Here is a 26,105-nt window from a genome sequence, read left to right as displayed (position 1 = left end):
AATCTACTTTTTATTTCAAGGTAACATCCAAATAAACCGAATGACGTCCGTAGGTGTCGTAAAAAGGTTTAAAATCAACACCATCAATGGTAAATTTTAATTGTTCAGGATCACCTTGAATCGACTTGCTGATATCTTTGGCATCTAAGGTAATTTTACGCCAATCTTTCCTTGCCTCCGGCTCTTGGGCAGCCAACAATATTGGCCCATAGAACAAACTGGCTACATTTTGCTGATCCATTACCGGGTCGAGATGAAATTGGAAAGGCATCTGCAATTCTATGACATCACCATTCTTCCAATTGCGGTTCAATTTCAAGTAACTTCCCGGTTCGGCTATTACTTTCTGATTCTTTCCATTAATTTTCACAAAGAATCCTTTAGTTGCCCAACTAGGCACGCGCACATGTACATCAAATTTTCCACGCCCTTTGATCGTTAGCTTCGTATGGTCTTGCTTCGGAAAACTTGTAGTCTGCTCTACGATCACATTACGCTCTGACCAATTCAGGGTAGACGGCACATACAGGTTGACATAGAGTGCTTTGTTATCTTTGCTTTTAAAGTAAATCGAATTTTGCAGCTTGGTACTACTCTCAATTGCTGTTCCATTGCAACAGGTAAAACCAGTCATATCCGGATTACCAAATTGTTTCATCGAACCGGGTCTTAAGGGTACATGATAGGTATTTGCAGGACTATCTTCGGCTACTGAAGCTAAAATATGATTATACAAACCCCGTTCATAATAATCCATATATTCGGCACGTTGATCGAAAAGAAATAGGTTACTGGTCAGTTTAAGCATATTGTAGGTGGCACAGGTTTCGTTTTGTCCGCCAGCGGAAAAACCATTTTCGTACAATGTAGCAGGCTCTGCTGTAAAAACTTCAGCATTGGCCGGATTGCGTGCCCCCGCAACTCCACCGATACTATACATATAATCATTGACGGCTTTGTGCCAGAAATTGTCGGCCACCTTATAGTATTCCGGCAGATTGGATACATCATACATTACTATACTACCTACAATCTGCGGGATATGTTGATTGGCATGCAAACCTCTAAAAGTATCAACATTTTTAGCCAATCCATTGGAATGCTGGGCATCACCAAAGAACATATCGATATTATCAAAAAGTTGGGCTGTCTTCAGGTAGTGATCTTTCTTGGTAATACGGTATAGATGAGCCATCGTTTCGTTCATACCTCCGAACTCGCCGGCAATGTACGTGTTCCATATTGCGATCAAGGTTTCCTTTGGTAGCTGACTCAAACGGGCATGAACCCAGTCACCCATCCCCACAGCTACTGCAAGTGCTTTTTCGTTACCACTTACCTCATAAATATCAATCAAGCCTGCCAGAATTTTATGCAACGTATAGTAAGGTGCCCACACCTGATTTTTCTGACCTCCGTACTTTGCTCCTTTTTCCAACATGATAAACTGATCCGGCGGATAAGCGCTGATATAGCCTACCCCCCAATTCCAGTAGTCTGTACGAATGCTATCTGCACTGAGATTCGAATCATAATCCGTTTTCCCCGGACCTATTGGCACAGCTGTGGGATCGGACACCGATTGCCCACCTGCAGAGATGGGTTTGCCGGACAATTGGGCCAATTCGTATAATGTATTAACCATATAGTCCATTTTCGCGGCAAAGTTGTCTTGAAGTATCTTATCGTATCCCGTACTAGCATACCCTTGCGCGATTGCCGTGAGATAATGTCCGGTAGCATGTCCGCGCAACTTGGTATCCTGGCTGTCCCACACACCTAAAGGCTTCGCGTCCGCTGGCTGAGACTGGCCAAAAACATCGCGGAACATGTACAAAAAAGAATTGGGATCGGTTTTCGCCAACGTGTTAATAAACTTATCCCGGTTTTCCATAAATTTGGTTTCTTGATCGCGGGAATCGGCATCCAACGAAACCTGACTTAAATGAAATTCCTGTAGTTTAACATTTGGTGCACTTGATTTACCAGACCTTTTTACTGTGACAATGGCTTTGGGTTGTAAGTCTGTACCTGCCACACGACCGGTTATGGTATAGTGACCTGCTGACAGCACAGTGCTATTGTCTGTGGGTGCCGGCCACAATACGCGTACTTTTGGTCCTTCCACCCCCTCTTTATAGGTTCCGTTTACGAAACTTGGCAATCTGGGCAACTCCCCTATTTCTGTCTCGACTTCCACATCAGACACCCCCACTAGGTAAGCATTGTACAACTGTGCCTGTGTGAGCGGAAAGCTGGGTAAATCTTCTTCTGTAGGCTTCACGTTAACCCTACGAAGGTTTCCACCTACTTGAGCATTGCTTAAAATACCGGAAATTTGATTCTGCGTCAATGGAATACGATATATGCGAAAATCACGCAGCAAAGCATCCAGATTGGGATCTCCTGCCAACAAGGACTTCCCGATATAAAGTTTATTTTGTTCTGTTGCGGAATGCCCGAACACTGCTGTCAATTCTTGAGGAATATCCTCGGCTTCGCCGACAGGTTTACCATCCACGTATATCCTGATCGCCTTGGCTGGGATATCGACTACAACAGTAAGGTAAACCCACTTATTAAGTTCGATAGCAGACGATACGGCTCCTTTTACATCATTTTTCTCAGCAATGATCGAGGCCTGATAACCCTTCTGACTGGTGGTTCCGACAGGAGCCGCAAAAAACCGGGTGTCTATATTTTTACCAAAATCAAAAAAATGCTGACCTGTCTTATCCGAACGCAGGTATATCCATCCAGATATACTGAGTGATTCCATATCTGTCAACGCATCTCCCGGTATGGTTACAAAATCATCATGAGCGCCCGAAAGTGACAATACTTTCCCAAACCGACTATCATCCACAAATTTAGCGGCTGTAGCATGTTTAGCATGGAGGTTATTCCGAGACCAGTCTTTGAGGTCTCCGTTCAACATATAGCGGGCGATCATTCCGGTTTCACCTATACCATCTAATATCTGATCCCCGCTTTGTGCCCGAACGTTGAGAGCACCACCAGTAAAAAACACAACAGACAGGATAATATTTATAAGTACTTTGCACATTTTCATATGTAAATATTTATTCATTTAATAATTTCATTTTATGGCATTCATGAGCGCTCCGAGGTTATTTCGTGAGCTCGCAAGCTCGGTTATTTTCATTCGTGTTTGTGTTTATTGATTCTTGCTTATTTTTAGTGGAACCAATGAACTTCCTATAGTTGGTTTCCAATCATGGACATTTCATATATTCTTATTCAAGAACTAAATTAGCGACATTTATCTTCGCATATAGCACGGATATTGCCTAATCTCAACTAATTATTGCTCTCTATATCGATGACAATACAACTCTTCCGGGCGATCAATCCAATTTTAAGGGACTGTAACTTACCTTTGCAGGGCTGCAATTCAATTTTACAGAGCTGTAACTTACCTTTGCAAGGCTGTTTACCTGAACGCCGAAATAGAGTTGTTAAGTTTAAAAATCGGCCTCAATATGTAATAAACAAACTTTTTTTTAGCCGACAACCCTTCTCCGTACGTCCAAAAAAGGGGTAAAATCCCGCCAAAAAATTTTTAAGACTTTACGAATTTTGGCGGAATTCCCCCCCCTTCACGTCATCGTCATTGTTGTATTTAAAAGAGTCCCTTCTTCCTTGACGTTCCAGGCACATGCTGGAGATGACCAAGGATATTAATTTTCATAAAATTATACGCCATCTCCCCTGTCCCCTCTTCACCCTAGTACTGATTCCAAGCAGGGGGTTCTACACCCAGCAAGTGTTTCACAAAGAAATCCCGACGTTTCTTTTCACCGTAGTCGCCCCCTGACGAATGTCCCATCCCAGGTACCATGATAAATTCGTGATCCTTTCCGTTTTTGATCAATTGATTAACCAATTGGTATGTTGACGAAGGATCTACGTTATCATCAAGTTCTCCTACGATCAACATCAACTTACCTTCAAGGCGGGAGGCATTTTCTACATTTGAACATTCTTCGTAGTGTTTACCAACAGTCCCCATCCATTGCTCATTCCACCAGATCTTATCCATACGATTGTCATGGCAACCACAAGATGAAACACCTACCTTATAGAATTCGGGGTGAAAAAGCAATGCTCCAGTAGAAGACTGTCCTCCTGCCGAAGTGCCATATATCCCAACACGATCGATGTCCATATAGGGATACGCTTGAGCTGCTGCTTTCATCCAGGCTATTCTATCGGGGAAACCTGCATCTTTCAGATTTTTCCAGGCCACATCATGAAAATCTTTTGAGCGGTTAGAGGTTCCCATTCCGTCGATCTGTACCACAACAAAACCAAGCTCTGCCAATTCGTACATACCTGAAGGGTTTGCATAAAAAGATTTTGGGACAAACGAACTGTGCGGGCCGGCATAGATATATTCGATAACCGGGTACTTCTTGTTGGAATCAAAATTCTTAGGACGGACGATGATACCCCAGATATCCGTTTTACCATCTCTACCAGTCGAAGCAAATACTTCTGGTGCTTTCCAACCTGTAGCCTCTAAATCGGTAATATCTGCTTGCTCCAGATCCATAATCGTACGGCCATCTGTCGTACGTAAAACTGCTTGAGGAGCTTGATCTACACGTGAAAATACATCTACAAAAAGTGTATGATTTTTATTGAACGTAGCTTGATGATTGGCAGTCTCGGGAGTCAACTCCTTCAGTCCCTTTCCATCAAACCCTATGGTATAATAACGGATCAAATAGGGATCTTCTCCTTTTTTCATACCACTGGCTTCAAAAATTACCTTTCGATTGTCTTCGTCGGCATGGATGACCTTACGTACGACCCAATTTCCTTTTGTGACCTGATTTTTCAAAGCACCGTTGCTGGCATCAAAAAGATACAGATGGTTCCAACCATCGCGTTCGGACGCCCAGATGATTTCCGATGTATTGTCCATATCCTTTCTATACTTTTTTCCGCTGTAGTCAATAAAACTGGGGCTCACTTCAGAAATTAGGGGTTTAGTCTGTCCATTGACGGCACTAAGCTCCAAAATATCGTAACGTTGGTGCCCACGTTGATTATATTCAAAGGTGATGGCAGAGTTATCCGGACGCCAGGCGATATTCGATAACGAAAATTGATCCGAAACCTGTGTCGGATCGATCCGAAAAATCTGTCCATCCTCCACATCAATAACGGCGGGATAGTACTGCGGCAGGGCATCTCCCGGTTTTACATAATCCCTTGTCTGTAGCTTAGGTTGCAATTGATCTGTTGGAGAAGACTCCAACAGTGTCAATTGTCTAATTTCCGCTTTACGGATTTTAGATACTACTATTTTTCTGGAATCACCCGACCATTGGATACGGGCTGTATAATATTCTCCCGGACTTCCGTCAAAGGTCAATTGCTTTTCACTCTTGGGATCCCCTGCCTTAGCAGTATACACGTTACTATTTTTAATGTACGCTGTATGGAGTTTGTCCGGCGATTCAACAGGATCTCCTTTGCTATCATCACCGCGCACACCCCAATATCCTCCTCTACGCTCAAAATTTTGACCGCTCGCCTCACCAATTTTGGTAAGCTTGTTTTCTATCGTGTTCCACTTCCACTTGCTGTTTCGTTCAATGAACTCCAATTCATTTGCACGCATCACTTTTAAACCGCGATCCGGAATGGTTTGGAGCGTTACCTCCTGAGCTAGGAGAGTAGACATTTGCTTAGCGATCTCTACCACATCGACCGCGGTCTTCTTCTTGGCAACGGCATCGATCAGATACAAAATATCCTTATGCTCTTTGGACGAGATGCGATACGAAAAGCTATTTCCATCTTCGGACCATACAATATGCTGTGGCACGTGATATACCTGATTGAACGTGCTACGAATTTCCTTTGCCCGCTTATAATCTTCTATGGTTCCTTGTGCCATGCCCGACAACTGGAAAAGCATCAATAGAACACCTGTAAATTTTAATTTCATCTATTTTCTTTTTAATGGCTGATGAGCGCTATGTTGTAATTGTTTGTTCTTATAATTTCTAAAGAAGACCTTATTCCTGCATATTTCTTCGTTTCACGAAATAATACAACGGAATCCCCATCAGGGTAATAATAATGCCGGGCCAGGTAAACTGTGGTTTGTAGATGACCAGTAAAACGATAAACAATACGGCCGTCAAAATATATAGAGCCGGTATAATCGGGTACCCGAAAGCTTTATACGGACGGGGCACATCTGGACGCTTTACCCGAAGAATAAATATACCAACGACACACAGTACATAGAATATAACCACAACACAAGTAATCATATCGAGCAAATCGCCATAACGCCCCGTTAAGCACCAAAGCGAGGCTATTATTCCCTGAAGCCACAATGCGTATCCTGGCACTGCATTCTTATTCAGGCTTGCTGTTTTCTTAAAAAACAACCCGTCTTGTGCCATCGAATAATAAATCCGAGCCCCGGCTAATATCAATCCATTATTACATCCAAAGGTGCTGACCATAATCATGATGGCTAAAATACTAATCCCGACCGGACCAAAAATTTCCTGTGCCGCTACCATAGCTACACGATCTTTGGGCGCACTTGCCATCTCCTGCATGCTCAGCACACCGGTATACATCAAGTTGGTCAACAAGTAAATCACCGTAACGATAATTGTTCCCAACGCCAGACTTAATCCAATATTTCGTTGTGGATTTTTGATCTCTCCGGCTACCGCGGAAGATGCATGCCACGAGTCACTGCTAAATAGCGCACCTACCAGAGCTGCCGACACAGCACCCATAGCGCCCAGAAAATAATAGTTATCCGTGCTACCATCTGCATTTAACCGGTGAAGATTCCATCTGTTTTCCACAGCCCAATTCTGCTCCCAGATCGCACCGTCAAAAGCGTAAAAACCAAATAGTACCAGTAGCACTAAACTCAAAATCTTGATTAACGTCAGCGTGGTCTGCAATGTTTTACCATTTTGAACACCTCGTGTATTGATAAAGGTCAATAACAGAATGACGGCAATGGCCAACACTTGTGCAGAAGAAATATGATAATCCCCAACGGTCAATAAAAATACGTCTTCATCCAATACGGGAAATAAATAAGCAGTAAATTTAGAAAACGCAACCCCTACCGCTGCAATAGTAGCTGTCTGGATAACAGCAAAGAAAGTCCATCCGAACGTAAAACTGACCAACGGGCCATAAGCTTCCTTAAGGTAAATATATTGACCTCCGGCTCTCGGGAACATAGCACTTAGTTCGCCATAGCTCAAAGCTGCTGCCAAGGTCATAAATCCACTAATAAGCCACACGATCATCAACCATCCGGCTGACCCCGTATTACGGGCGATATCAGAAGATACGATAAATATCCCGGATCCGATCATACTGCCTGCCACCAACATCGTAGCATCAAGCAAGCCCAGCGATTTTTTAAACTCTTGATTATTAATTTTATTCATAATTTAGAGGATCTGACTTAGTTAAAGTTGTAAAATTTCCATTTTGACTGATGATTTGGTTCCAATTTTTGATTGGTCAGGATCGCTCTCAGCATTTCCATCGGCATGTAATTTTCTTTAATCACACGGTCATGAAAATCTTCGTAGGTCATCTTCCCACTACCCACCAATTCGTCACTGATACTCAACAATTGTAAACCTCCAATCATATACGCCAATTGGTACAATGGATCATAAGAGCCTTCGAACGAACGCTTCACTTCACCGTGTGCATTTGCGGGCTCATGACCTACCTGATCGACCAAATAATCTATACACTGCTGGGGTGTCCATTCCCCGGAATGGAACTTGATACTGAATATAATCCGTGCACAACGGTGCATACGCCAGAATAGAACACCAATACGTTCTTCCGGTGTCTTTGCAAAGCCCATCCTGTATAACAACAACTCCCAGTACAGTGTCCATCCTTCGGTCCAAAACGGTGTGTTGAAATTTTGTTCGCGGTACGGCTTATAGCGTTGATTCATAAAATATTGCAAATGATGCCCAGGATTTAGTTCGTGCTGCACCGTTCCCAACGAAAAGTGAGGATTGTTGCCGCGCATACTCATCATCTTTTGATCGTAGGTCATTGTATTTGTCGGATACGAAATACTGATCTCTCGCCCGCCGGTAAAGAAAGGATTCACCAACTGTCGCTCCGGTGTCATCATGACCATGCCCCAAGTCTCATCTGCTAGAGATGGGATATTCATCAACTTATTGGTTTTGATAAAAGATTGTGCACGATCATAGAGTTCATTAATCAAGTCTGGTTGTCCTCCTTCGGGAACATAACTATTTTTCACTTTCTCCTGGGCAGCCTTCCAATCATCCCCAAACCCCATCTCACGAGAGGCCTTCAATAATTCGGAAACGCACCATTGCCATTCTTTATCGGCTATTTTCAACAGTTCATCTGTGTTGTACGCGATCATTTCATCACGCAGCATACTGTTCATAGCAGTCTTACCAATCGGTTGCCCTCCTATATTACTACCATCATCAAACACTTTCCAGTCGCCTTTCGCTTCAATAGCCGCTTTATATAGCACAAGATTATCTTGTAGGGTCTCATACGATTTGGGTACCCACCAAGTAAACATTGGATCGTAACCATTGTAAAAATCAAAGGAACTCGTTAATCGCTTTTGAAGTGATGCAACCAAATCAGCCAAATATTTAACATCATTTGGTTCCATCGCTGGCTTTCCTTCTAAACCTGCTATTTCACGTTTGATTAAAGCACTGGCCTGCTCAAATGAAGTGGCTACCTCTTTCCCTACTACGGCATGACCTCTTCGACGTGTCTGCTCGAGCTTCAGAATAATTTCGGCAAAGGGTAGATAAGACTCCAGTCTATTGTAGGTCGCTAAACTCCTTTTAAGCTCTTCTTGGTGCTTTTTTATTTTTCGATTCAACAAGATGAAGTCAACTTGTCCATTTGTATGGAGTTTTCCATAATCAAACTCTTCTAATTTGGAAATGTAGTCTTCGTCAACGGCTAAAAGCCGGTCTATCTGCTCCGGTGATGGTGCTGCATTTTCTCGAAAGTTCCACCCCTTGGGCATAGGACCATAAAAATAATTAACAGCTTTCAAATCGCTATCATACCTGATAATATAAGGCTCGATAGGCGTCGTGTGTTCGTATAAGTCCATGTTCTGTGCGTTGGAAATTGAAGTCACCAAACAAAGTGTTCCGATCCTAATAAATGTCTTTACTTTTTGATGTTTCCTGTTCTTCATAATTTGGTTTCCTTTTGCTTATTGAAAACGGTCGGGGCTGTATTGCGAGATATTGACCGATATTTTTTGTTCGTTTGCGATCTCTGCGACAGTATGTCCCACGATAGGACCTAAGCTCAATCCCATCATGCCAGTACCTCCAGCGATAATTAAGTTATCTAGTTTTTTTGTTGCTCCCAAATAAGGCAGTCCATCCGGAGAACAAGGTCTGTAGCCATACCATATATTTTTGACCTTGGGAATATCCATCTTGAAATCAGGGAGATAATCCGGAACAGCACGAACAATACCTTCCACACGGTTTATGTTCACTTTATTGTTGAATGGAGCTAATTCCATCGTACCTCCGAAGCGGATCTGTCCGTTCATCGGCGTGACCGCAACACGCGCTTCCAGCAATAACGCCGAGTGAATCAAACCTCTGCTGTCATCAACAGGTGTGTGCATGAACGAATAGCCCTTACCCGGCATCAATGAAACACGCAGCCCTGCTTTCTTTGCCAACTGCGGCAACCAAGAACCACCTGTCATGACAAATTTATCAGCAGCGAACTTCTTATCATTGGCGACAAGTGCTTTCACCTGATGATTCGCAACTTCTATCTCGGACACCGTATGTCGGGTATGAATCACCACGCCTTTGTTTTGTAGATACTGAATGAGATTGGCCATCAATTTTTGCGGATACAGGTGTCCGTCACATTTGTAATGAACGGCACCCAAAACATCCAGCTCGGCATTGGGTTCCAAAGCTTGGGTAGCCTGTTGATCCAACACATCCACATCCAGCCCTAGACCCCGCGCGGTATGCGCCAACTCGGCTTCCTCATGACCCAATTTCTCCGTTTTGAATAACATTAAAATACCTTTTTGAGTCAGTTCGAAATCAAAACCATCTAATGTGGCCCACTGGTTAAATAATTTACTACTTGCGAGATGCAAATCACGCAAGTTTGCAGCGGATCGATCTACATGAGCCTGATTGGAATGCTTTAAGAATTTCAATCCCCAAGAGATACTGGCCAACGTAGGCTTGACGTAAAATGGGCTTTTACTATCAAACATCCAGCGGATACCTTGTGTCACCACTCCTGGTGCTGCCAATGGTGTAAAGTGACTGGGAACAATCATGCCGGCATTGCCGTATGAACAGCTATTTCCTAAATCATTTTGCTCCAATACCTCTACTTGCCAGCCATCATTTACTAGGTAAAATGCCGAACTCAGTCCTGCGATACCTGCACCGATGATTATAATTTTTCCTTTATTCTGTATTGACACGTTATCTTCTATTTAAATTACATCACCTGAAACCCTAACCAATAGGGATCGTCATCGTCTATAATGATATGATTATACCCTGTAATCCTTGCCCAGCCTTCGACAGATGGAATGATAGCAGGTATACCATCTACCTCGCCTGCTGCAGATTCTACTCGGCCGATAAACTGTGACCCGATGTAGCTCTCGTGGATAAACTCCTCACCTTCTTTTAATTTTCCTTTTGCATACCATTGCGCCATACGTGCCGAGGTTCCTGTGCCACATGGTGAACGATCGAGTGCATTCTCGCCCACCAATACCGCATTTCTACCAGTAGAATCTGATTTCGTCGGCTTCCCGGTCCACTGAATATGGCTTAAACCATAGATATTTTCGTCCTCCGGATGCAAGAACTCATATTTATCATTCAGGAGTCCACGAATTATTTTACCATAATGAATCAGCTGGCTCGCTGAAAATGAACGGATATCTTCAAAGTTTTTTTGCGGATCGATAATGGCGTAAAAATTCCCCCCATAAGCGACATCGACAATCATTTCGCCAAGATCCGGACAGCTTACCGTCAACCCCTCTTGATATAAAAAGGATTTTACATTCGTCAATTTCACGGTTTTGACCTTCTTATCTTCTTGAACATAATCAATCAAAATCAATCCTGCAGGAGTTTCCAACCGAAGTTTACCAGGTACTTTTGGTATGACCAAGCCCTCTTCAATGGCAATGGTCGCCGTGCCTATGGTGCCATGACCACACATCGGAAGACATCCGCTTGTTTCGATATATAGTACACCGGTATCATTGTTGGGATCTGTAGCCGGGTAAAGAATACTACCGCTCATCATATCATGACCTCGAGGTTCGAACATCAACCCTTTTCGAATCCAGTCGTACTCGGCCATAAAATGCAGACGACGCTCCATCATGCTATTACCCTTCAATACCGGACCTCCTCCTGCCACCAACCTTACGGGGCATCCGCAAGTGTGCGAGTCAATACAAAAAAATGTTTTCTTCATTTATCAATTTGATGTACAAAATAGATTTAAATACGTGTCGTCGTAGAGACACCATCCACCATACGTGTTATTCCGAGTTTATTGTCATTTTTCAATTCTGCGGGCAAGAACTCATCCGGCCAGTTTTGGAATGCCAAAGGACGTACAAAACGTTTTACCGCATCAGGACCTACTGAAGTAAATCTCGGATCGGTACACGATGGAAAAGGGCCACCGTGTTGCATGGCATACACCACTTCAACACCGGTAGGCATACCGTTGAACAACAGACGTCCTGCTTTATCTTTGACAACATTGAAAATATCCTCATGGGCTCGAACATCTTCTTTTGTTGCGGCCAAGGTAATCGTCAATTGTCCTTTCAACTGTTGCGCGATTACCAATACTTCCTCATAGTCTTCTGCTTCTACCACTACGCCAAACGGCCCGAAAACCTCTTCACTCAACATCGGATTAGCGATAAAGCTTTTTGCCGAGGTCATGACAACTTTAGGTCGTCCTTGACCTTCGGTTGATTCCGTCGCTGATTCTGAAAGAACGGCAACTCCCCCTTGTGTACTTAATGCAGTTTTATTTTTCTCAAAAGCCGTGTAAATACCCGGGTTCAACATCGTTGCTGGTACAATACTGAAAATTTCTATTTCCAGTGCCTTTTTGAAACGATCCAGACCATCGCCTTTGACGCCGATAAAAACACCTGGATTCGTACAGAATTGCCCTACACCCATTGTCAACGAAGTGGCGTATTCCTTCGCCAAAGTTTCCGCTCTCTCATTTAAGACATTTGTAAACGCAAATACCGGATTAACACTTCCCATTTCTGCAAAGACCGGAATAGGCTCTTCACGTTGATTGGCAATATCAAATAAGGCCTTTCCTCCCCTGTATGAACCGGTAAAACCTACCGCCTTCACTGCCGGATGCGCGGTTAGGTAGGCCCCGACCATGATATCCGTACCCTCTACGTTATTACCCAGAAAATGAGCAAATACACCTTCGGGCCACCCAAAATCTTTCACAGTCGCTGTGATCGCGTCTGCCATAATAGTAGAGGTTTTAGGATGAGCAGGGTGTCCTTTAACGATGACCGAACATCCGGCACCTATTGCGCTGGCGGTATCGCCTCCTGCTGTCGAAAAAGCAAAAGGAAAATTACTGGCACCAAAAACCACAACGGGTCCAATACCTGTACTCAATTTACGTATATCACTTTTACCTTTTTCAGGATCGGCCAGATCAATACGGGCTTCGGTATAGATCCCAGAAGCTACCGCATTGGCATAAGATCGCCACTGTCCTATAGTACGCGCTTTTTCGCCCGTAAGACGAGGCAAAGGCAGTGCCGTTTCGCAATGTGCGGTATCCAATAGCTCTTGTCCCAATAATTCAATCTTGTCCGCCACAGCGTGCATAAAAGCGGCGCGTTCGGCGATGGTCGTCGATTTTAAAAATTGAAATGCTTCACTAGCTAAGTTGACCAATCCTTCTAAATATACTTTTGGTTGATTCATTATTATTTCGTGTTTATTTAAAACGAACTATAGGCGACAGGTATCCACCAATCGCCTACAGCACCGTAAATTATAGACCATCGAGATCTTAACTTAATTTCGGGCGAGTGGCGATACCATCAGCAATTATTTTGTTGATACGATCAGCCTCTTCACCGATCAAGGGTAGTCGCGGTGCACGCACGTGCGGTGTACTGATCCCTTCAGCGGTAGCTGCCAATTTGATATATTGAATTAATTTAGGATGAATATCTAATTCCAGTAATGGCATGAACCAACGGTAAATTTCGACTGCTTTATCAATGTCTCCCGATTTGGAATAATTATATAATGCGACGGTTTCATTTGGGAATGCATCTACTAAACCTGCCACTAAGCCATCAGCACCTAAGAACAATGTTTCTAAACAGATGGTATCTACACCACCTAAAACTTTATAACGATCTCCGAAGCGATTTTTCATACGGGTTACGTTTGCCAGGTCGCGAGTCGATTCTTTTACAGCCTGAATGGTAGGACATGATTCCATTTCTTCGAACATATCTAAAGACACCAATGTACCATAGTCGACCGGGTTATTGTAAATCAGAATAGGCAGATCCGTAGCCACAGCAACCGATTTAAAGTATTCCACAACCTCGCGATCGTCTGCCCTGTATCGCATAGGAGGCAGTAGCATCAAACCATCGGCACCGAGCTCTTTTGCTTTCAAGGCAAAACTAACCGCATTTCTAGTTGTATTCTCCGCAATATTCAAAATTACAGGAACCCTGCCGCCGACTAACTCTACTGCATAAGACAACAACTCAAACTTCTCTTCTGTTTCCAATACAGCTGCGTCTCCTAATGAACCTGCTATGATAATACCATGAATTCCGGCAGCTATCTGTGCTTCGGTATTTTTGGCAAACATGTCATAATCAATATCACCATTCGCTGTAAAAGGGGTCAAAACAGCAGGATAAATTCCATTCCAGTCTAGTTTTTTCATATTTATCGTCAATTGTATTTTATAATTTCAAATATAAATACAATCAAAACCACCTTCTAACCACCTTTTAATAAGTAACAACAGGATTTTAACCTATTGAGGAGTATGAACACCACAAAATCGCCACACCTATTGATATAGCAATGTAATATATTTGTTCACATATTCTTTAGGCGATTCGCCGATTACATTGCGAAACACCCGGTTAAAGTTAGTTATACTGTTGAAACCACATAAGTAAGCCACTGTAGATATGCAATCATACGTACCTGTCCCCAACAAACGACAAGCTTCCCGTACACGTATGTCATTTAAATAGGATACAAAGGTTTTACCTGTACTTTTTTTAAAGAATCTACAAAATGCCTGGGGTGTAAGATGTGCTTGTTCAGCAACTTCGCTTAGTGCGATATTGTCCTTAAAATGTTCATCGATATACCGGCATAGCTTATTGATACGAATAGTGGTAGTCGGTTCATTCTCTACGAAGGAAGCGCCAGAAAGTGGCTTCAATTGACTCGACACACTATTCAAAGCCTTTAGCAAATAGAAAAAATTTATTAACTGATCCATATGATCGGATTTTTTTAAAATCTCAATCCGTCTACGCACTTGGCTCAAATACGTATTTGGCACACGGAATCCCCTCTGATTGTTACTGATAAAATCTAACAACACCCCTAACTCCGGCAGATCAAGCATACCTGCTAGACGCCCCTTTACATTAAAGAAAACGGACACTGACCGAGCGAAACCACCAACTTGCTCATTTTTAAAAACGTGAGGCTGATTAGAGCCTAACAAAAAAATATCGTCTTTTTTAAAATTGTGCAAACTGTCCTCAACCAGCAACTGACCGGTACCCTCTACGATCCAGATCAATTGATATTCCTCATGTCTATGCATATGAGGGTAAAATCGCTCCAGAATGTCTTCCTGTACAAACAGCGTCCTATCTTTAGGAACGGGTACATTATAATGAATTGGCTTCATAGTGTCGTAAATTAGGTTTTACACAAACAGATTAAAATCTACGTCCAATATAATAATTAAATCGCGTCATACGCAAGACAAAATCAAAACATGCTAAAAAATGCACGTCTCTTGTTAAAATTGGGTAAATAAACTTTATGTAATAAAAGCATCTTTGTAAAATAACAACCAGTTGTTCTTTATTCTTTTTCGCGCTACGGAACAACGAATGGTCTGATTGGAAGTCTGTCCAATTAGGGAAAAGTATGTAAATTAAACTATAACTAATCCAAGAAAAATTGTAACAGTTATGAATAGACTAAACAAAATATCTATTATTTTACTCAGTGCCATCCTGTGTTGGAGTTCTCACGTTGCAGCTCAACAAAATGAGCATCCGGTATGGACTGCGACAAAGAAGCAACCTGCAACCTTAGGCATCGATAAAGGAAAAAAATCCTTTAATCTGAATAGCCTAAAAATTGAACTACTAAACAGTTCACAAACGTTGGCATCACTTAAGCCGCTTGACGGAGACGATACATTCGACTATACCGTTACCGAACTATTAGACAAAAGAGACCGAAATAAATTTTTCCATTTTGGAGACATCAATATACACATCAGGCCGACTTCATCCGAGAAATGGACACTCTACTCTTCTGCGGAAAATCGTAAAGATGTAACCGCGATTACCTCTAACGGAAATACACTTTACTCGGCAGATATCACGTCCACCATGAATGGAGCTCCTTTGCAAGTCTTACGCTCCTGGGAGAATGAGAATGGAGACTTAATCCTGAAATTTCAATTGGTAAACACCACCAATGAAGTTTACGAAATTGGTTCATTGGGTATCCCTTTACCCTTCAACAATAATATGGACTGGAAAAACCTGGAACAGGCACACGCGCAAAACGTCTTTTATGACCCTTACATCGGTAAGGATGCCGGATACTTGCAAGTCAACCACCTGCACGGCAAAGGATCCAGTTTACTCGTACTACCGGAAAAAAACAGTGGTTTTGAAGCCTATAATCCGCTCCTGACGGACCCTACTCCAAAGAGTATCACGTTTGAAGGGTTTCACGAATGGATGGTACACAGTAAGGCCTATGCAGAGACGGATTGGAAGGGTGTAGAACAATGGAATACACCAACCTCCACAATACTAAAGCCCGGAGAAACCAAAACTTATGCATTACGTTTTGTATTAGCGCCCGGTATCAAAGAAATTGAGAACACTTTACAGGCCCACAACAGACCCGTAGCTATTGGTGCTCCCGGATATTTAGTACCATTGGATGCTCCGGCAAAACTATTTTTAAAACACACACAGAAAATAGCAAAAATATCCGTTTATCCTGACGGAGCCCTCACCATCAACAAGGACAAAAGCACCAAAAACAAATGGTCTGCTTTTGAAGTAACAGGCAACAAATGGGGACGTGCTCGCCTTACGCTAACCTACAAGGATGGTAGTGAACAGACCATTCACTATAAAGTAATCCAACCGGAAAAAGATGTGGTCAATAGCCTCGGTAATTTTTTAACCACAGTGCAGTGGTTCGACGACAAAAACGATCCCTTTCTTCGCGCACCATCCGTAATCACCTACGATTATGAGACTAAACAACACCTTACCCAATCGCAGAACGCCTGGTTTTCAGGGTTGAGCGACGAAGCCGGAGCCGCCAGTTGGTTGGCCGCCATGATGAAACAAATCGTTCAACCCAACAGAAATGAAATAGACAAAATGAAGCGCTTTGTCCACGAGACCATGTATGGAAAAATCCAAAAGACAGAAGGTGATACGAAATATGGTGTTGTTAAAAGTCTATTCTATTACGAACCCGATTCTATGCCTAAGGGAACGTATAGTGATAGCATCAATTATAAAACCTGGGCAGCATGGCCTAAAAAAGAGGCCGATAATATGGGTCGTTCTTATAATTACCCTCATGTCGCAGCAGCACACTGGGTAATGTATAGACTAGCTAGAAACTACAATCAACTGGTACAGGAAGAAAGCTGGCAAACTTACTTGGACAGGGCATTCCGAACGACCATAGCTATGATAGAAAAAGCGCCATATTACGCACAGTTCGGACAAATGGAGGGAAGTATATTTCTCCTTATTTTACAAGATCTAAAAAGGGAAGGTTTGACAGATGCGGCATCACAGTTAGAGGCAGCAATGTTAAAACGTGCACAACACTGGAAGGCTTTGAAATATCCATTTGGTAGCGAAATGCCATGGGACTCGACAGGACAGGAAGAGGTATATATGTGGTCGAGATACTTTGGGATTGATGAAAAAGCGGAAGTGACCTTAAATGCGATACTTGCCTATGATCCGACGGTCCCACATTGGGGTTACAATGGCAGCGCGCGCCGTTATTGGGATTTCGTATACGGCGGTAAACTGTCACGTATAGAAAGACAGCTTCACCATTATGGTTCTGCTCTCAATGCGATCCCCGTCCTGACTGCCTACCGCGACACACCGACAGATTTTCATCTATTGCGCGTGGGGCACGCCGGCACATTGGGTGCTTTAGCCAATGTTACTGAAGAGGGATTTGCTCCGGGTGCCTTCCATTCCTTCCCTTCGACATTGGCCAATGATGGTATATCTGGCGACTATGGCTGCGGATTCTATGGTTATGCGGTAAATTCGGGTACCTATATCATCAAACATCCCGAGTTTGATTGGTTGGCTTTTAGCGGAAACCTCAAAAAGGTTAAAAATAAAATCGAGGTGGAAGTAAAAACAGCTTCCCGTGGGCGTATATTCCTAGCAGAAGAAAATCTGTACACTACTTTAGACGCGGGAGAAATCGCATATTTTTCTTATGACACCAAATCTAGAACGGTAGAGTTGACCCTGAGTGACCAACAAGCAAAAATTGCTCCTTACACACTGATCAATCTCAATGCGGAAAGTGGGTACACCATAGAAGGATTTGAAAAAGATCAACTGGGACGGTACAAAATTCCGAGCTCTACCTTAAAAGTAAAACTGAATAAAAAAATATAATCGATTATCATCAATTGGTTTAATGTGGAGTTGGTTTTCAACTTCGCATTTTTTTATTTAGCTTCAATCAGAAAATAAAATATAAAAAAATGTTTCCGTCACAAACTTATACCGAACGTCGAAATATACTGAGCAGCTCGATAGCCAATGGCATGGTCCTATTCTTGGGAAATATCGACAATCCAATCAATTTTGAGCACAACACCTATCCATTCAGACAAGACAGTACTTTTTTGTACTACATCGGCATTCAGACGCCGCGATTGGCTGCTATAATTGACATCGATGAGCGCAAGACCATCTTATTTGGCAATGAAATGACTATCGACGACGTTGTATGGATGGGCAGACTGGCTACCCTGCGCGAAAAGGCCGAGTTATCCGATATTACCGAAATTCAGCCTTTTGAAAAACTGTATGATTACATCCGAAAATCAAACCGCAGCATACATTATTTACCCCCTTATCAATCGCATAACAAAATATTGCTACAAGACCTCTTTGGTATTTCTATACAACAATTGGCTCCATCTACCGTATTGCTACGTGCAATTGCAAAACAAAGAAATATCAAGCAGGATTTTGAACTTCAAGAGATTGAAAAAGCAGTAAATGTAGCTGTGGACATGCACAGAATGGCGATAGAAATCACAAAGCCAGGCTTCAAAGAGTATGAGATCACAAATGCTATCCAATATTATGCACAAAATCACGAAACTATTTTCTCCTATCCACCGATCGTAACCAAACGTGGTGCAATATTGCACAATCATTATCAGCAAAACACCTTACAAATCGGGGATATGGTACTCAACGATTCGGGTGTTGAAACCTCACTTGGCTATTGTTCAGATTTAACACGGACTTACCCTGTCGATCAGCGATTTACACCCCTTCAGGAGGACATTTACGCTATCGTATTAAATGCGTTAAAAAAAGGAGAAAGTTTACTCCAACCCGGTAAAAAGTTTATAGACATCTATTACGAGACCTGTGAAGAATTGGTGGGCGGGCTGATACAACTCGGATTTATGAAAGGAAATCCAAAAGAAGCTGTTGCCAACAATGCACATACGTTATTCTTCCAGTGTGGCTTAGGTCATATGATGGGACTGGATGTGCACGACATGGAAGACTTAGGCGAGCAATATGTAGGGTATACAGACGACGAACCAAAGAATACAACGTTATTTGGATTAAAATCACTGCGCCTAGGCAAAGCACTTGAACCAGGCAATGTACTTACGGTAGAACCCGGTATCTATATCATACCCGAACTCATTGATCAATGTAAAGCCAATAAAATGTTTACAGATTTTGTGAACTATGACAAATTAATGCGGCACCAAAATTTCGGAGGGATACGGATTGAAGACAACTACGTAGTCACTCCTACTGGATACCGCAGAATAGGTAACTACCTGGAACGAGAAGTACAAGAAATTTACACCCTTAGACAAAAATCCCTTTAAGAAAATGATAAAAGTCCCCTTACTTACACTTATAATATATCTTTTCATCTTTCCCTTTTCAACAATAGCACAGTTGCAATGGACCGAAGATGGAAACGGCATATATCAATTCTCTGAAAACAATGGCATTCAGGTATATGATGTCCGTTCAAACACGATAACAGATACTTTTTTGCCTGCTGCATTATTAATTCCCCAAGGCGCTACCAAACCTTTGGCTGTACAGAGTTTTCAGATTTCGTCCAATGGAAAAAAACTGTTGCTATTCACCAACACACAACGTGTGTGGCGAGAGAATACGCGAGGCGATTATTGGGTATTCGACAGAGATGACAACAAATTAACCCAATTAGGAAAAGGACTTCCTAGGGCTTCTCTGATGTTTGCTAAATTTTCTCCCGACGGCACAAAGGTAGCCTATGTTTCCAAAAACAACATCTACATAGAAGATATGTTCTCATGGCAATACGAACAGGTCACGGATGATGGCACCGATCGTCTTATCAATGGTACCTTTGACTGGGCTTACGAAGAGGAATTTGGTACAAAGGATGGTTTTCGCTGGTCTCCCGATGGGCACAAAATTGCATATTGGAAACAAGACGCCCGCAATACGCGTAATTTTTTGATGATCAACAATACAGACAGCCTTTATTCGTACACCATTCCCGTAGAGTATCCGAAAGTGGGTCTTGATCCTTCGGGAACTACTATATGGCTTTACGATATAAAACAGAAACACGCGGTAAAAGCACAGGTCAATGGAGATGAAGTTCAACATTATATTCCGCGAATGGAATGGGTATTAGATTCCGAATCGATTATTCTCCAACAATTAAATCGAAAACAAAATAGCAGCAAGATTATCCTTGCAGACGCGAGGACGGGCAAAAGCCGTACGATCCATACCGAAGAAGATTCAACTTGGATTGATATCAAGGCGAGATGGAACAATGGAGATCCCAGCGGATGGGATTGGATTGATGATGGAAAAGCTTTTATATGGGTTTCTGAGAAAGGAGGATATAGGCAACTATACAAAATAAATCTGCAGGGCAAAGAAACACTCCTCAGCAAAGATGCATTCGATATTATTCAAATAGATCTTTTAGATCTTAAAAATAGAACAATTTACTTTTCAGCATCGCCAAATCAGGCTACGCAGAAGTACTTATATCGGATGGATCTAAATGGCGGAAAAGCCATCCGGATTACGCCAACATCCTTTACCGGAACAACGAGTTACGAAATTTCTCCAAATGGAAAAATTGCGCAATTTCAAATCAGCGGCACCGCTTATATGGCGTCAGGCGCTGTGGTTTCCTTACCTGAACACAACGAAATCGTACCTTCGCAAAGATCTTTCTCTGCAGACTCTTCGGTACCAAAAGCTGAATTTTTCAGTGTAACCACATGTGACGGCATAGAACTGGACGGATGGGTAATGAAACCGAAGAATTTTGATCCAACAAAAAAATACCCTATTGTATTCTTTGTATACGGTGAGCCAGCCATGCAGACCGTCACCGACAATTTCTATACCGGCAAGAATCGCCTATATAATGGAAGTATGGCTGACGATGGTTACCTATATGTATCGTTGGAAAATAGAGGTACACCTGCTCCCAAAGGACGCGAATGGCGTAAGTCTATTTACAGAAAGGTCGGCATCATCAATATCCGAGATCAGGCTATGGGTGCCAAGGAAGTATTCAAATGGGACTATGTAGACACCACCCGTGTTGCTGTATGGGGATGGAGCGGAGGAGGAGCATCTACGCTTAATCTCTTGGGTCAGTATCCTGAAATTTATCAAACAGGTATATCCATTGCTCCAGTCACCAACCAACTACTTTATGACAATATCTATCAAGAGCGTTATATGGGGTTACCTCAAGAGAATAAAGCGGATTTCATAAACGGGTCTGCCCTTACCTATGCAAAAAATATCCAAGGAAATCTATTATTGATCCACGGTACAGGAGATGATAACGTACATTACCAAAACGCAGAAGTATATATTAATGAGCTCATCAAATACAACATCCCGTTCCAAATGATGGCCTATCCTAATCGGAGCCATTCCATTAGTGAAGGAGAAGGTACCAGCGCGCACTTAAGTAACCTATTTACGACTTTCTTAAAACAACACTGCCCTCCAGGCGCTAGATAAAAAACCATGAAAAGATTATTATATCTTACCCTATCACTATGGATCTGCTACCTAGCTCCTGGTCAAGCGCAGTTTATGAAAGCCAAAGAAATCTTCAGCCGGGCCGATTCCCTTCGTGGTGAATTAACACCACTACGTACCTGCTATGATATTCAATATTACCACTTAGATGTAGAGGTCGATATCGACAATAAATTCATTTCGGGTTCGAATTTATTCCGGTTTCGGGCAGTAGATGATTTTACTAAACTTCAGTTTGATTTGTTCGACAACTTGTCCGTTGATAAAGTAGAATACGCGGGGAAAGTACTCCCTTTTAGCAGAGCATTCAATGCTGTATTTATAGAATTTCCAAGTACCATAGAAAAAGGTAAAGTAGACTCCTTTACCGTTTACTATTCCGGAAATCCCATTCAAGCCACGAGGGCACCCTGGGATGGTGGCTTTGACTGGAAAAAAGACAGCAACGGCAAACCTTTCGTTGCTACGGCTTGCCAAGGCTTGGGAGCGAGCGTATGGTGGCCCAACAAGGATCATCAATCGGATGAAGTAGATAGCATGTTGATCTCGGTATCGGTGCCAAAAGATCTTATCAATGTTTCAAATGGACGGTTGGTTGGCGTTGAAAACAGCTCCGATGGTTACAAAACGTACCACTGGAAAGTAATCAACCCCATCAACAATTATAATGTTGCATTAAACATTGGCGATTATATACATTTCAGCGAAGTCTACACAGGTGAAAAGGGAAGTTTGGATGTAGATTATTACATATTACGAGAAAATAATCAACAGGAAAAGGTAAGTCATTTGAAAAAGAATGTACGGGAAACCTTAAAAGCATTTGAACATTGGTTCGGCTCTTATCCCTTTTACGAAGATGGATATAAGATTGTCGAAACAGCCCATTTGGGAATGGAGCATCAGAGTGCGATAGCGTATGGCAACAAATATCAAAATGGATATCTGGGACGCGACGGTTCAAATACGGGCTGGGGTAAAAAATGGGATTTTATTGTCGTACATGAATCAGGACATGAATGGTTTGGCAATAATATTACGGCGGCCGATTTAGCGGATATGTGGATTCACGAAAGTTTCACAAATTATTCTGAAGCACTATTTATTGATTATTTCTATGGAAAAGAAGCTAGTCAAGCCTATGTTCATGGGAATAGACCTGGAATACTAAATGATAAACCACTTCAGGGACCATACAAGGTTAACAAGGAAGGCTCTGGAGATATGTATATCAAAGGAGGTGTATTGCATAATATGGTTCGTACGATCATCGATAATGACGATAAATGGAGAAGTATCCTGAGAGGTTTAAATGAAAAATTTTACCATAGCCAAGTCGATTATCACGATATAGTAACCTATATCTCCAAAGAAGCGGGTATTGATTTTTCTAGTATATTCGAGCAGTATGTTAAAAACACAAGTATCCCTACGTTAGAGATTACTTTTGACAATTCTGGTCAACCATTTGGAAGATGGGTCAGCGAGGTTGAAGGATTTAATATGTCGATTCACATCGGGACAAAAGGGAATAAAAAACAGCTTATAAACCTTACGAATTCGTTTAAACGTGTAACCATTCCAGGACTGACAAAAGAAAATTTAGAAATAGACACCTATAATTATTATATCGGCGTTTTAGTGCAATAAATGACCAATAAAAGCGTTTTCCAATATAGTCTGCAACCCCCAACATAATTACATAAATTATGTTGCTTTTTTGTGGAGATACGTTATCATAAACGATTTTTTTTCATTAGGTTTGCATTTAATTATAATATAGAACAATTCTTACCAAATGGGATTATTTAATTGGTTTACGCAAGAAGTTGCAATCGACTTAGGGACAGCGAATACCTTGATTATTCATAATGATAAAGTAGTAGTGGATGAACCATCTATCGTTGCTTTTGACCGCACGACCAACAAAGTGATTGCGATCGGAAGACAAGCCATGCAAATGGAGGGTAAAACACACGACAATATAAAAACCGTAAGACCATTGCGCGATGGTGTGATTGCTGATTTTACGGCGGCAGAACATCTAATCCGGGGCATGGTAAAATTAGTAAATGGTGGTAAATCTTGGTTTTTCCCATCCCTCCGTATGGTGGTATGTATTCCTTCTGGGATTACGGAAGTAGAAAAACGTGCCGTACGTGATTCAGCCGAAATTGCCGGCGCAAAAGAGGTCTACCTCATTCATGAACCCATGGCTGCTGCTGTCGGCATAGGTATCGATGTAGAAGAACCCGTTGGTAACATGATTATTGATATAGGTGGCGGAACAACAGAGATAGCCGTTATCGCGTTATCCGGAATTGTTTGTGATCAATCTATTCGCGTAGCCGGAGACAATTTTGATTCAGATATCGTTCAATATATTCGTCGTCAGCATAATATCATGATTGGTGATCGCACAGCAGAGAAAATCAAAATCGAAGTAGGGGCTGCTCTTCCGGAATTACAAGATCCACCTGAAGATTTTGCTGTTCAGGGTCGTGACTTGATGACCGGTATTCCGAAACAAATAACAGTATCATATACGGAAATTGCGCACTGTTTGGACAAATCCATTTCTAAAATTGAAGAAGCAATTTTGAAAGCTTTAGAAATAACCCCGCCGGAACTCTCAGCCGACATCTACCAAACCGGTATCTATCTGACTGGAGGAGGTGCTTTGCTACGAGGACTAGACAAGCGTATACAAGCCAAAACTAAATTACCTGTCCATGTTGCCGAAGATCCTCTACGCGCCGTAGTACGAGGTACTGGTATTGCTTTAAAAAACATCGGACGATTCAAATTTTTAATGCAATAATATATGAAAGAGACTTGCATGCGTTACAGCTCCCAACAAGACGGTTAAAAAAATAATTCATGCAAGCTTTCTCGCCATTTAATGGCAGTTTATTCGGATGATATATATATCGGCGCGATATAGAAAAGCATTACTTCTTCTATATCGCGTACTTATTAAATAACGCAATGAAGTAGTAAAGAAACATGAAAAACCTATGGCTCTTCCTAGTTAGATATAATGCCTTTTTTTGGTTCATATTGTTTTTTGTGCTTTCCATTCTCTTAATAGTTCGAAATAACAATTTTCAACGCACTTCTTTCGTGAACTCGTCTAGTGTCGTAGTGGGATCTTTTTATGAAAAAGTGAATTCATGGAAAAGTTACCTCGCATTATCTTCTACCAACGAACAATTAGCTTTAGAAAACGCCAAGTTACGCCAACGGTTAGAGAATTATATCGGTAAAGACACGCTAGATGGTGTTAAATTAGTTGATTCTATAGATATCGACAGATATGAATTTATCGTCGCCTCCGTCGTGAATAACAGTATTCATCAGAAAAGTAATTTTTTGACCTTGAACAAAGGCAGTAAGGACGGCGTCGAACTCGGGATGGGTGTCATCACCTCTAACGGAGTTGTCGGATCTGTGTTAAATGTATCGGCCCATTTTAGCACCGTAAAATCTCTACTGCATCCAGATACAAAAATATCGGTCACCTTAGATAGTACCGCAGACGCTTTCGGATCTTTAGTTTGGGGTAATAATACAAACTCACGCTATGCAATGATTCGAGACATCCCGAATCACATCAAAGTTTACACAGGTCAAGCCGTGTTCACCTCTGGTTATTCTACATTGTTTCCCAAAGGCATCAAAGTAGGTCATATTATTGAATCTGGCATTACATCTGGCGAGAGCTTTAAAGACATACGCATTTTACTGACCACCAATTTTTCTAACTTAAGTCATGTGTATATTGTAAAAGACAGGTTAGCTATGGAAAAAATAGGACTCGAAGCCACAAATAAAGACAATGGGTAGAATTATAATCAACAATATAATACGTTTTGTAGTTTTGATAGTGCTTCAAGTCGCATTATTTAAGAACATAGGTTACTATAATTTAGCTACTCCTTTCCCTTATATTTTATTTCTATTCCTCCTTCCTATCGGTATACCCAACCTCCTTCTGTATAGCGTTGCTTTCCTCACAGGGCTTACTGTAGATGCATTTTATGACACTATCGGTATCCATGCTGCGGCTTGCGTGGCATTTGTGTGGTTTAGGATATTTTTCCATAAGATTACCCTAGAGGCGGATCTCCGGAACTCGTTCGAAACACCTACCTGGAGCGAGATGGGATTCAAATGGTACAGTACCTATATCTTATTTGGAACTTTAGCACATCATCTTGTATTGTATTTGGTCGAAGTATTCTCTTTCCAAAATATACTTTATACCTTAGCTAGTGTTGGACTAAGCAGTGTATTTACCATCACAGTAATTTTTATAATCGGAGTACTTACATACAAGCGCAAATCGCGTTTGGGAAATTAA

16 protein-coding genes are annotated in these 26,105 nt (G+C 41.9%); 7 read left to right on the top strand and 9 right to left on the bottom strand.

What is annotated here, in order from left to right; genetic code table 11:
* Window positions 1-10 precede the first annotated feature (10 nt).
* The 9 genes from FAZ15_RS00350 to FAZ15_RS00310 all read right to left on the bottom strand — a co-directional run bounded on the left by FAZ15_RS00350 (window position 11) and on the right by FAZ15_RS00310 (window position 15,057).
* Window positions 11-3,073, bottom strand: a complete 3,063-nt coding sequence (locus FAZ15_RS00350) for a beta-L-arabinofuranosidase domain-containing protein (protein ID WP_136899015.1) — start codon at window positions 3,071-3,073, stop codon at window positions 11-13.
* Between the two features lie 675 nt (window positions 3,074-3,748).
* Window positions 3,749-5,983: a S9 family peptidase gene (locus tag FAZ15_RS00345; protein ID WP_136899013.1), complete on the bottom strand. Its 2,235-nt coding sequence runs from the start codon at window positions 5,981-5,983 to the stop codon at window positions 3,749-3,751.
* Window positions 5,984-6,053: 70 nt separating this feature from the next.
* The gene (locus tag FAZ15_RS00340) at window positions 6,054-7,472 is read right to left on the bottom strand and encodes an APC family permease (protein WP_136899011.1); all 1,419 of its coding nucleotides are present in this window, start codon (window positions 7,470-7,472) and stop codon (window positions 6,054-6,056) included.
* Between the two features lie 17 nt (window positions 7,473-7,489).
* A complete protein-coding gene (locus FAZ15_RS00335; protein WP_202912276.1) occupies window positions 7,490-9,262 on the bottom strand; it encodes a DUF885 family protein in 1,773 nt (590 codons plus the stop codon).
* An 18-nt stretch (window positions 9,263-9,280) separates the two neighbouring features.
* Window positions 9,281-10,543: an NAD(P)/FAD-dependent oxidoreductase gene (locus FAZ15_RS00330; RefSeq protein ID WP_136899009.1), complete on the bottom strand. Its 1,263-nt coding sequence runs from the start codon at window positions 10,541-10,543 to the stop codon at window positions 9,281-9,283.
* A gap of 17 nt (window positions 10,544-10,560) precedes the next feature.
* Window positions 10,561-11,562, bottom strand: coding sequence for a 4-hydroxyproline epimerase (locus FAZ15_RS00325; protein WP_136899007.1), 1,002 nt, complete (start codon window positions 11,560-11,562; stop codon window positions 10,561-10,563).
* Window positions 11,563-11,588: 26 nt separating this feature from the next.
* Complete coding sequence (locus tag FAZ15_RS00320) at window positions 11,589-13,073, bottom strand: aldehyde dehydrogenase (NADP(+)) (protein ID WP_136899005.1); 1,485 nt, start codon at window positions 13,071-13,073, stop codon at window positions 11,589-11,591.
* Between the two features lie 88 nt (window positions 13,074-13,161).
* Window positions 13,162-14,064 carry a dihydrodipicolinate synthase family protein gene (locus tag FAZ15_RS00315; protein WP_136899003.1) on the bottom strand — a complete coding sequence of 301 codons (903 nt, stop codon included), beginning with the start codon at window positions 14,062-14,064 and terminating at the stop codon, window positions 13,162-13,164.
* Window positions 14,065-14,193: 129 nt separating this feature from the next.
* Complete coding sequence (locus FAZ15_RS00310) at window positions 14,194-15,057, bottom strand: AraC family transcriptional regulator (protein ID WP_136899001.1); 864 nt, start codon at window positions 15,055-15,057, stop codon at window positions 14,194-14,196.
* Between the two features lie 289 nt (window positions 15,058-15,346).
* On the opposite strand from FAZ15_RS00310, the gene FAZ15_RS00305 reads away from it, so the two are divergent.
* The 7 genes from FAZ15_RS00305 to FAZ15_RS00275 all read left to right on the top strand — a co-directional run bounded on the left by FAZ15_RS00305 (window position 15,347) and on the right by FAZ15_RS00275 (window position 26,105).
* Window positions 15,347-18,076 (top strand): DUF5695 domain-containing protein, encoded by a 2,730-nt coding sequence (locus FAZ15_RS00305; protein ID WP_136898999.1) that lies wholly within the window; start codon window positions 15,347-15,349, stop codon window positions 18,074-18,076.
* 89 nt (window positions 18,077-18,165) lie between these two features.
* A complete protein-coding gene (locus tag FAZ15_RS00300) occupies window positions 18,166-19,548 on the top strand; it encodes an aminopeptidase P family protein (RefSeq protein ID WP_136898997.1) in 1,383 nt (460 codons plus the stop codon).
* A 4-nt stretch (window positions 19,549-19,552) separates the two neighbouring features.
* Window positions 19,553-21,721 (top strand): S9 family peptidase, encoded by a 2,169-nt coding sequence (locus tag FAZ15_RS00295; RefSeq protein WP_136898995.1) that lies wholly within the window; start codon window positions 19,553-19,555, stop codon window positions 21,719-21,721.
* A gap of 6 nt (window positions 21,722-21,727) precedes the next feature.
* A complete protein-coding gene (locus FAZ15_RS00290; protein ID WP_136898993.1) occupies window positions 21,728-23,392 on the top strand; it encodes a M1 family metallopeptidase in 1,665 nt (554 codons plus the stop codon).
* Between the two features lie 148 nt (window positions 23,393-23,540).
* Window positions 23,541-24,563 carry a rod shape-determining protein gene (locus tag FAZ15_RS00285; RefSeq protein ID WP_136822179.1) on the top strand — a complete coding sequence of 341 codons (1,023 nt, stop codon included), beginning with the start codon at window positions 23,541-23,543 and terminating at the stop codon, window positions 24,561-24,563.
* 185 nt (window positions 24,564-24,748) lie between these two features.
* Entirely contained in the window at window positions 24,749-25,588 is an 840-nt protein-coding gene (gene mreC, locus FAZ15_RS00280) for a rod shape-determining protein MreC (protein WP_136898991.1), read from the top strand.
* Window positions 25,581-26,105: a rod shape-determining protein MreD gene (locus FAZ15_RS00275; RefSeq protein ID WP_136898989.1), complete on the top strand. Its 525-nt coding sequence runs from the start codon at window positions 25,581-25,583 to the stop codon at window positions 26,103-26,105. The genes mreC and FAZ15_RS00275 overlap by 8 nt, the downstream gene beginning before the upstream one ends.

The sequence above is a fragment of the Sphingobacterium olei genome (assembly GCF_005048855.1).
In the GTDB taxonomy this organism is placed as follows: domain Bacteria; phylum Bacteroidota; class Bacteroidia; order Sphingobacteriales; family Sphingobacteriaceae; genus Sphingobacterium; species Sphingobacterium olei.
Note: the sequence above shows the minus strand (reverse complement) of the source record. Positions and strands in the feature narration are given on the sequence as shown.

Bases quoted from the DNA above. Each gene is read 5' to 3' on its own strand.
- FAZ15_RS00310 (WP_136899001.1), bottom strand. From the start codon at position 15,057: ATGAAGCCAATTCATTATAATGTACCCGTTCCTAAAGATAGGACGCTG.
- FAZ15_RS00345 (WP_136899013.1), bottom strand. From the start codon at position 5,983: ATGAAATTAAAATTTACAGGTGTTCTATTGATGCTTTTCCAGTTGTCG.
- mreC (WP_136898991.1), top strand. From the start codon at position 24,749: ATGAAAAACCTATGGCTCTTCCTAGTTAGATATAATGCCTTTTTTTGG.
- FAZ15_RS00305 (WP_136898999.1), top strand. From the start codon at position 15,347: ATGAATAGACTAAACAAAATATCTATTATTTTACTCAGTGCCATCCTG.
- FAZ15_RS00340 (WP_136899011.1), bottom strand. From the start codon at position 7,472: ATGAATAAAATTAATAATCAAGAGTTTAAAAAATCGCTGGGCTTGCTT.
- FAZ15_RS00350 (WP_136899015.1), bottom strand. From the start codon at position 3,073: ATGAAAATGTGCAAAGTACTTATAAATATTATCCTGTCTGTTGTGTTT.
- FAZ15_RS00325 (WP_136899007.1), bottom strand. From the start codon at position 11,562: ATGAAGAAAACATTTTTTTGTATTGACTCGCACACTTGCGGATGCCCC.
- FAZ15_RS00275 (WP_136898989.1), top strand. From the start codon at position 25,581: ATGGGTAGAATTATAATCAACAATATAATACGTTTTGTAGTTTTGATA.
- FAZ15_RS00300 (WP_136898997.1), top strand. From the start codon at position 18,166: ATGTTTCCGTCACAAACTTATACCGAACGTCGAAATATACTGAGCAGC.
- FAZ15_RS00290 (WP_136898993.1), top strand. From the start codon at position 21,728: ATGAAAAGATTATTATATCTTACCCTATCACTATGGATCTGCTACCTA.
- FAZ15_RS00285 (WP_136822179.1), top strand. From the start codon at position 23,541: ATGGGATTATTTAATTGGTTTACGCAAGAAGTTGCAATCGACTTAGGG.
- FAZ15_RS00315 (WP_136899003.1), bottom strand. From the start codon at position 14,064: ATGAAAAAACTAGACTGGAATGGAATTTATCCTGCTGTTTTGACCCCT.
- FAZ15_RS00320 (WP_136899005.1), bottom strand. From the start codon at position 13,073: ATGAATCAACCAAAAGTATATTTAGAAGGATTGGTCAACTTAGCTAGT.
- FAZ15_RS00335 (WP_202912276.1), bottom strand. From the start codon at position 9,262: ATGAAGAACAGGAAACATCAAAAAGTAAAGACATTTATTAGGATCGGA.
- FAZ15_RS00295 (WP_136898995.1), top strand. From the start codon at position 19,553: ATGATAAAAGTCCCCTTACTTACACTTATAATATATCTTTTCATCTTT.